7 protein-coding genes are annotated in these 7,176 nt (G+C 67.7%); 4 read left to right on the top strand and 3 right to left on the bottom strand.

What is annotated here, in order from left to right; all coding sequences use genetic code 11:
* Positions 1-270: 270 nt before the first annotated feature.
* Together ACLMAL_RS10260 and ACLMAL_RS10255 are read right to left on the bottom strand one after the other, a co-directional pair.
* Positions 271-1,290 (bottom strand): XdhC/CoxI family protein, encoded by a 1,020-nt coding sequence (locus ACLMAL_RS10260; protein ID WP_328406712.1) that lies wholly within the window; start codon positions 1,288-1,290, stop codon positions 271-273.
* 13 nt (positions 1,291-1,303) lie between these two features.
* Positions 1,304-1,957: an NTP transferase domain-containing protein gene (locus ACLMAL_RS10255; RefSeq protein ID WP_411998823.1), complete on the bottom strand. Its 654-nt coding sequence runs from the start codon at positions 1,955-1,957 to the stop codon at positions 1,304-1,306.
* Between the two features lie 150 nt (positions 1,958-2,107).
* Between ACLMAL_RS10255 and uraD the strand changes: the two genes are divergently transcribed.
* The 4 genes from uraD to ACLMAL_RS10235 are packed head-to-tail and all read left to right on the top strand — an operon-like array spanning position 2,108 to position 5,196.
* On the top strand, positions 2,108-2,611 hold the full coding sequence (gene uraD / locus ACLMAL_RS10250; RefSeq protein ID WP_411998822.1) for a 2-oxo-4-hydroxy-4-carboxy-5-ureidoimidazoline decarboxylase: 504 nt from the start codon (positions 2,108-2,110) through the stop codon (positions 2,609-2,611).
* Positions 2,608-2,925: a hydroxyisourate hydrolase gene (uraH, locus tag ACLMAL_RS10245; protein WP_411998821.1), complete on the top strand. Its 318-nt coding sequence runs from the start codon at positions 2,608-2,610 to the stop codon at positions 2,923-2,925. Before uraD ends, uraH begins: the two co-directional genes overlap by 4 nt.
* Positions 2,926-2,932: 7 nt before the next feature.
* On the top strand, positions 2,933-3,838 hold the full coding sequence (pucL, locus tag ACLMAL_RS10240; protein ID WP_328406708.1) for a factor-independent urate hydroxylase: 906 nt from the start codon (positions 2,933-2,935) through the stop codon (positions 3,836-3,838).
* On the top strand, positions 3,835-5,196 hold the full coding sequence (locus ACLMAL_RS10235; protein WP_411998820.1) for an 8-oxoguanine deaminase: 1,362 nt from the start codon (positions 3,835-3,837) through the stop codon (positions 5,194-5,196). The genes pucL and ACLMAL_RS10235 overlap by 4 nt, the downstream gene beginning before the upstream one ends.
* Before the next feature lie 231 nt (positions 5,197-5,427).
* Here the strand turns inward: ACLMAL_RS10235 and ACLMAL_RS10230 are convergent, their stop codons facing one another.
* Entirely contained in the window at positions 5,428-6,618 is a 1,191-nt protein-coding gene (locus ACLMAL_RS10230) for a lycopene cyclase family protein (protein ID WP_411998994.1), read from the bottom strand.
* Between the last annotated feature and the right edge of the window lie 558 nt (positions 6,619-7,176).

Below are 7,176 nucleotides of genomic sequence, written 5' to 3'. Positions count from 1 at the left end.
AGGCGTACCTCCGCCTTCGCTCCGGCCATGCGCGGTCAGGGGACGGACTTCGTCCGACTGCGCCTGTCAGGCGTACCTCCGCCTTCGCTCCGGCCATGCGCGGTCAGGGGACGGACTTCGTCCGACTGCGCCTGTCAGGCGTACCTCCGCCTTCGCTCCGGCCATGCGCGGTCAGGGGACGGACTTCGTCCGACTGTGCCTGTTAGGCGTACCTTCGCCTTCGCTGCGGCCGTGTGCGGTTTGGGGACGGACTTCGTCCGACTGCGCTTATTAGGCGAACGCCTGCTCGGTATGCAAGGGGTCGCTGCTTTCGGATAGGTGCCGTCCGGTCCGACCGGACCGGGCGGCAAGCAGTTGCGCGGCGATCGAGACCGCGACCTCGGCGGCGGTCCGTGCGCCGACGTCGAGTCCAGCGGGGGAGTGCAGGCGGGCCAGGGTGGCATTGTCGAAGCCGCCCGCCTGGAGGTCTTCGATGCGCCGGACGTGGGCAGCCCTCGAGCCGATCGCTCCGAGATAACCGAGCTCGGGTAGTCGCAATGCCACTGTCAGCAGCGGGATCTCGAACTTCGGATCGTGCGAGAGCACGACGATCCCGGTGCTGCTGTCGATTTCACCCGCCGCCGACAGGGTGTTGAGATAGCGGTGCGGCCAGTCGACGACCACCTCGGCGCCGGGGAACGCGTCAGGGGTGGCGACGGTGTCACGCGAGTCGCAGATGGTGACGCGATAGCCGAGCAGGTTTGCCTGCACAGTGAGCGCCGCGGCGAAGGCGTTGGCGCCGAAGATGAGCAATCGCGGCGGTGGCGGGAATGAGGCGACGAACAGATCCGATTCGGGCAGCGCGACCAACTCGGTGGCGTGCCGCTTGTCGGTGACCAGATGCTGGCCGATCAGGTCCGCGTCCGGATTCCACACCACCGTGAATACGGTGACCCGGCGCTGGGCCGCGATTTCGGCTGCGACAGTGGGGAATTCGGGAAAATCCCGGCGGGAGAACGGTTCGATGAACACATCGATCATGCCGCCGGAGTCCAGGCCCGCCTCACCGATGGGAACGCCGAAACGGTGTAGCCCGCGCCTGCCCGTGCGGGCGGCCTCGACGGCGGCGTCGTAGATGGTCGATTCGACGGAGCCGCCGAGCACCGAGCCGTAGATGGAGCCGTTCGCGTCGACCAGGATCGCGGAACCCACCGGCAGGGAACCGGAACCGATGGTGCGCACGATGGTGGCCAGCCCTCCGGTACGTCCGGAATGCCATAGTCGCAGTAAATCTTCGACAATGTCACGCATCTGTTAGCTCCGATCACCGTGCGGCCGAGGCCGGGTAATCACGATCGTTCCCCGTCGCCAAATCGTCGCACGTGACGCACACCATATCGTTCTTACCGGACAAATAGGTGCGGGCGCCCGAATCTCCTACGGCTTGCTTACATGCCGTGGTCCAGTGCTTGTGCGCGAGCACAACGGGGTGCCCCGGTGTGCTGTGGAACACAGCGCGGGCCAGGCCGCTCGGTGCGGCGAAGGCGGCGGCGGTGACCCTGGCAACGACATCGGCTCCGACATCGGGGGTGTCCACCGGCATGATCGCCGCGTACCCGGCGGCGGTATCCGCCGCGGCGATCAGCCCGGCCCGGAACGAGGCGCCGAGTCCGGTGGCCCAGTCCGCCGCCCACACGTGGCGCACGCCGGGGGGCAAGTCGACGATGTCCGGCGACGGGCCCGTCGCGCCGAGTACCACGATGATCGGATCGCAGCCGCCATCGCGCAGTGCCGTCACTGCCGCACGCAGCCAGGCGCCGTCTTCGGCGAGCGCCTTCGGCATTCCGTAGCGCGTTCCCGCGCCCGCGGCGAGCACGATGCCTACGCACTCGGGGGTGTCGGCGGCGCCGGCCCGGCCCGCACCACGTGCTGCTTCGGCGCCGTGTTCGGTGCCGGCGCCGTGGTTGGGAACACCCATAGAGAGAACGGTAGTCCGCCACCGTTGCCGGCAGGTTTCCCACAGGTGGTATGCAGCTGTCGAACCATCTCGGCGCGTCTACGCGACACGCCGGACGCGATCTCTGTCGTTCGAGTGGCAACCGGGCTGTTCTTATTCGATGCTGGACCGATGACACAGGACGGGGAGGGCCTCGCGCCGTTCAACGCGCTGCCCGAGACGGACGCCGTCGCGGCATTGCTCGATTGTTGCTCGGCGCCCGCGTGGGCCCGTGCGGTGGCTTCCGGGCGACCGTATGCCACTGTCGAAGTTCTCCTCGAAACGGCCGATGCGGTACTGGCCGAACTGTCCGAATCGGAGATCGACCGCGCACTCGACGGGCACCCCAGGATCGGGGACCGGCCGGACACCGCGGCGTCGGTGCGCGAGCAGGCCGCCGTGGCCACCGCCGGGGATTCGATACGGGACGCGCTTGCCGAGGGCAACCGCGCCTACGAGCAGCGGTTCGGTCACATCTACCTGGTGTGTGCGACCGACAAATCCGGTGCCGAGCTGCTCGAACTGCTGCACGCCAGGCTCGGCAACGATCTGCAGACCGAAAGGCGCGTGATGCGAACAGAATTGGCGAAGATCAATCGAATCCGATTGCGCCGCCTGCTCGGCGCCGCCGCATGAGCACGCTGAGCACCCATGTGCTCGACGCGGTTCGTGGTGCGCCTGCGGCAGGCGTCGGTGTGGCGCTGTACGGCGGCCGGGAGCAGCTCGATGCGGGCGTGACCGATGCCGACGGGCGGATCGGCGGACTCGGCGGGCCCCTCGCCGCAGGCACTTATCGGCTGGTGTTCGATACCGGATCCTATTTCGCGCGGCTGCGGGTCGATTCGTTCTTTCCCGAGGTCTCGATCACATTCGTCGTCACCGAGGAGCGGCACTACCACGTCCCGTTGTTGCTGTCGCCCTTCGCTTTTTCCACCTATCGAGGGAGCTGATCCATTCATGGAACTGACCGGGCCGATCGTGCTGTCCGACAACCGGTACGGCAAGGCCGAGAACCGCGTCGTCCGGATCTACCGCGACCAGGCGCGCCACGAGATCCGCGACCTGAACGTATCCACGGTGCTGCGTGGTGATTTCGCCGACGCCTACATCAGCGGTGACCAGTCGAAGGTGCTGCCCACCGACACCCAGAAGCACACGGCGTACGCGTATGCGAAGCAGCCGGGGATCCAGACCATCGAAGATTATGCGCTCGCGTTGGCCGGGCACTTCGTCGACGATATCGAGCCCGTCGACAGTGCGCGCATCGAGGTCGAAGAGTATGCCTGGCAGCGGGTTTCGGTCGACGGCAGCGAGCACGACCACACCTGGACCAGATCGGGCCCCGAGGTGCGCACGGCAACGGTCACCGTCGCGGGCAAGGGCAGCGACCAGCGGGCCTGGGTGATCGGTGGCGTGCAGGACCTCGTGATCCTGAAGTCGACCGGCTCCGAGTTCGCCGACTTCCTCACCGACGAATTCACCGTGCTCGCACCGACCCACGACCGCATGCTGGCCACCTCGCTCATTGCGCAGTGGCGCTTTGCGACCACCGTCGGCGTCGATTGGGACGCGGTGTACACCGGTGTCCGGGCCCGGTTGGTCGAGGCGTTCGCGACACTGCATTCGAAGGCATTGCAGCAGACGCTGTTCGCCATGGGATCGGCCGCGCTGGAGGCCTATCCGGTGCTCGCCGAGATCCGGCTCGCCGCGCCGAACAAACACCACTTCGACTACGACCTCGGTAGATTCGGGATCGACACGCACGGTGAGGTGTTCCATGCCGACGATCGGCCCTATGGGCTGATCCACGCCACGGTGTCACGCGAAGACGCGCCTGATGGGGGGCCGGCATGGCGGGCATGAGCGAACCTACGCTGGTCATCGACGGGTGTGCTGTCGCGACGGTCGATGCGGCGGGCACGGAGTTCCGCCGCGGCTATGTGACAGTGCATGGCAACAGGATCGGCGCGGTCGCCGCAGGTGATGCCCCCGATTTCGGTGGCGTGCCACACATCGATGGGCGTGGCTGCCTGCTGACTCCCGGCCTCGTGAACACCCATCACCATCTCTATCAGTGGATCACCCGGGGTTTGGCGGCGGACAACACCCTGTTCGAGTGGCTCACCACGCTCTATCCGATCTGGGCGGGCATCGACGAGCAGGCAGTGCGGGTCGCGGCGACCGGAGCGTTGTCGGCGCTGGCGCGCACCGGCTGCACCACCACGACCGACCACCACTACGTCTTTCCGCACGAGGGCGGTGACTTGCTCGGCGCGGAAATCGCGGCCGCCGAGCAGGTCGGGCTGCGCTTCCACCCGTGCCGCGGCTCGATGGACCTCGGCGCGAGTTCCGGTGGGCTGCCCCCGGATCGCGTGGTGGAATCGCTGGACACCGTGCTGGCCGCGAGCGCGGAAGCGATCGCCCGCTGGCATGATCCGTCCTTCGATTCGATGCTGCGCATCGCGCTCGCCCCTTGCTCGCCGTTCTCGGTCACCGCGGACCTCATGCGGGAATCCGCTGCGCTCGCGCGCGATTCCGGGGTGCGCCTGCACACCCACTTGGCCGAGACCGTCGACGAGCAGGATTTCTGCGCGACGCAGTTCGGTTGCACCCCAGCGGAATACATGGAACAGCTCGGCTGGATCGGTCCCGACGTCTGGTTCGCACACGCCGTGCACATCGACGATGCGGCCATCACCTCGATTGCGCGGTCCGGCACCGGCATCGCGCACTGCCCCACCTCCAACAGCCGCCTCGGCGCAGGCATCGCCCGCACCGCCGACCTGGTCGCCGCGGGCGCGGCCGTCGGCCTCGGTGTGGACGGCGCGGCCAGCAACGAGTCCAGCTCGATGATCGAGGAGCCACGCAACGCCCTCCTCTACGCCCGCGCCATCGGCGGCCCGCGCGCACTGAGCGTCCGAACAGCCTTGGCGCTGGCCACCATCGGCGGCGCCCGAGTACTCGGCCGCGATACCGAGATCGGCTCGATCGAACCGGGCAAGCTCGCCGACCTGGCCCTGTGGCGACTCGACACCCCCGCGCACGCGGGCATCGACGACCCGGTCACCGCACTGATCCTCGGCTCGGCCCCACCGCTCGCCACACTGATCGTGAACGGACGCGAGGTCGTTCGCGACGGCGAGGTCCGGACCGTCGACGAGCAGACCGTCGGAGCCCAGGTAGCCCGGGCACAGGCGGCGTTGGTCGCGAAGGCGGGCTGATCCGACCCGGTTGCGCGGGAGCGATGATTCGACGTCGGCTCGGCCTCGAAGCCGAGTATGACCACATCCATCTTCACCGCCGCGATGGTGTCGTGAACCCGGAGTCGGGCCACAATTGCCCAACCATCAAGGCAGCCAGACCGACGATCGCGGCCATCCCCAGCGGTCTGATTAACGTCACCCGAAATCGCACTCATCCGCTGGACCGTCTCGCGTGATCGAGCACCCAGATCAGGACACAGCTATCTCGGTCCGGTCGCCACTGCGAGGACGGCGGCCCGCCAAGACTGTCAGCTGATCGAAGTCGTATCCCACCCAACGGTCCCGGTTGGTCCAGCCGACCAGGTCGTAGTGCCATCGGAACGGACGCACGTGCGCGACTGTGTTGAACAGAACGGTCCCCAGCGCGGCGTAGTCGCCGTGCGCGGACAGCAACGCCCGCTGTCCACGCGGCGAGGCGCTGAAGAAAGACTCGAACATCGCCATCGACTGATCGGTGGTGAGCCTGCCCAGGCCCCACAGCCCGCGCATCCGCATCCAGTAGACCAGCCGGGCCCGCCAGGGCCACAGTGCGGAGACCGGATCACGCTCCTCGCTCACCGCGCTGACCGCGGTGTCCACCAGCGCCAGTGAGTCGGCCACGCTGTAACCGGTGGTCGGGTGCATCATGCCGCCGCGCGAGCCGAACGGAATCGCCCCGACCACGCCATTTTTCGGGGGCGGCTGATCCAGTGGGTAGTGCGGGGCCTCGCTCGGTTCCTCACCTGTAACCCGGATGCCATGAGCGGCGAGCCGATTCAGCAAACGCTCGCGCAGCTCACGCTGAGGCATACCACCGCGCAGGCCGAGGCTGGTCTCCTCGAAGACCACCGTGCCATCGCCAACCGGCACCGCGTACAGAAACGACGGCGGCTCGTCCGGGCCCGCGCCGTTGTCGGGACGCCAATCCAGCAGCAATCCTTCACCATCGGTGACCATCGGCGCCGCTGTTTCGGCGGACACGAAAATGCCGTGCGCGCTGACTGCGAGGCGCTGTTCGACCGGCGGGAGCCCACGGGCATCGAAAACCGTGGTCGCGCGGACGACCGTGCCGTCAGCGAGCTCTACTTTGTGTGCGTTCAGCCGGGTGGCCCGGCCGGTCAGCACAGTAGCGTCGTCGAGCGGCAGGGCGTCGCGCAGTCCCGGTTTGGACAGCACGCAGTAGGGTCGCTCGATGCGGCGCTCGGTGTTGGTCCACACCGTCGGAGCCTCGATGCGGGTGGCAATCGCACTGGGAGGCAGCCACTCCGGTAGTTCATCGACCCAGCAAGCATAGGTCGGCGACCACAACCGCTCCGGCCGCGGATCGATCGCTGTGACGTAGAGCCCGGCACGCATTGCACGATGAGCTAACGCGCGCCCCGTCGGGCCGAGTCCAACCACACAAAGATCTATTTCCAAGCCCACCGGGGCAGTGTGCACAGATCAACCCGGCACCCACGGCTGGAAACTGCCCATCTTTGGGAGGCGCCGGCCCAAGCCCGTCGCCCCGACCGGCGCCGCGCAGCAGGTGCTACCACGCCGTCGGCTTTCACGAACAACACGCCGTTGTGCCGCGCGGCCTCCTCGGCCCCGGGCGATACACGACCTCTGCGCGCCCTGATAACACCCTGTCGCCGTTTCCGGTGTCGTCCGCTCGGTCCGTTGCCTCATCGGCGCCGGAACATCTGCTGTTGGCGCGGGCTGGGCGTGAAGTAGGGCCGTTCGCCGACCGACCGCGGCCGGGCTCAGCTTGCTGGCGCGGTTCTGTCCGTCCCGGCCAAAAGGCAGGCTCTACCGCGGTGTCGAGGTAGTCGGTTGGTGCGGGGCCCGGCCGCATGAAGTCGGACGGTACGACCGGTCGTATCGGTGCCGCGATCGGCGCGGGCTCGTTGACCGTTGCTGTCGCAGACAGTGCGCTTGCGAACAGCACGTTGTGTTCGGACCAGTCGTGCAGGATGA

This window comes from Nocardia sp. CWNU-33 (genome assembly GCF_046764895.1).
Taxonomy (GTDB): Bacteria; Actinomycetota; Actinomycetes; order Mycobacteriales; family Mycobacteriaceae; genus Nocardia.
This window is presented reverse-complemented; position numbering and strand designations above follow the sequence as displayed.

Excerpts from the sequence above, each read along its gene's own strand:
- ACLMAL_RS10260 (WP_328406712.1), bottom strand. The coding sequence starts at position 1,290 with ATGCGTGACATTGTCGAAGATTTACTGCGACTATGGCATTCCGGACGT.
- ACLMAL_RS10255 (WP_411998823.1), bottom strand. The coding sequence starts at position 1,957 with ATGGGTGTTCCCAACCACGGCGCCGGCACCGAACACGGCGCCGAAGCA.
- uraD (WP_411998822.1), top strand. The coding sequence starts at position 2,108 with ATGACACAGGACGGGGAGGGCCTCGCGCCGTTCAACGCGCTGCCCGAG.
- uraH (WP_411998821.1), top strand. The coding sequence starts at position 2,608 with ATGAGCACGCTGAGCACCCATGTGCTCGACGCGGTTCGTGGTGCGCCT.
- pucL (WP_328406708.1), top strand. The coding sequence starts at position 2,933 with ATGGAACTGACCGGGCCGATCGTGCTGTCCGACAACCGGTACGGCAAG.
- ACLMAL_RS10235 (WP_411998820.1), top strand. The coding sequence starts at position 3,835 with ATGAGCGAACCTACGCTGGTCATCGACGGGTGTGCTGTCGCGACGGTC.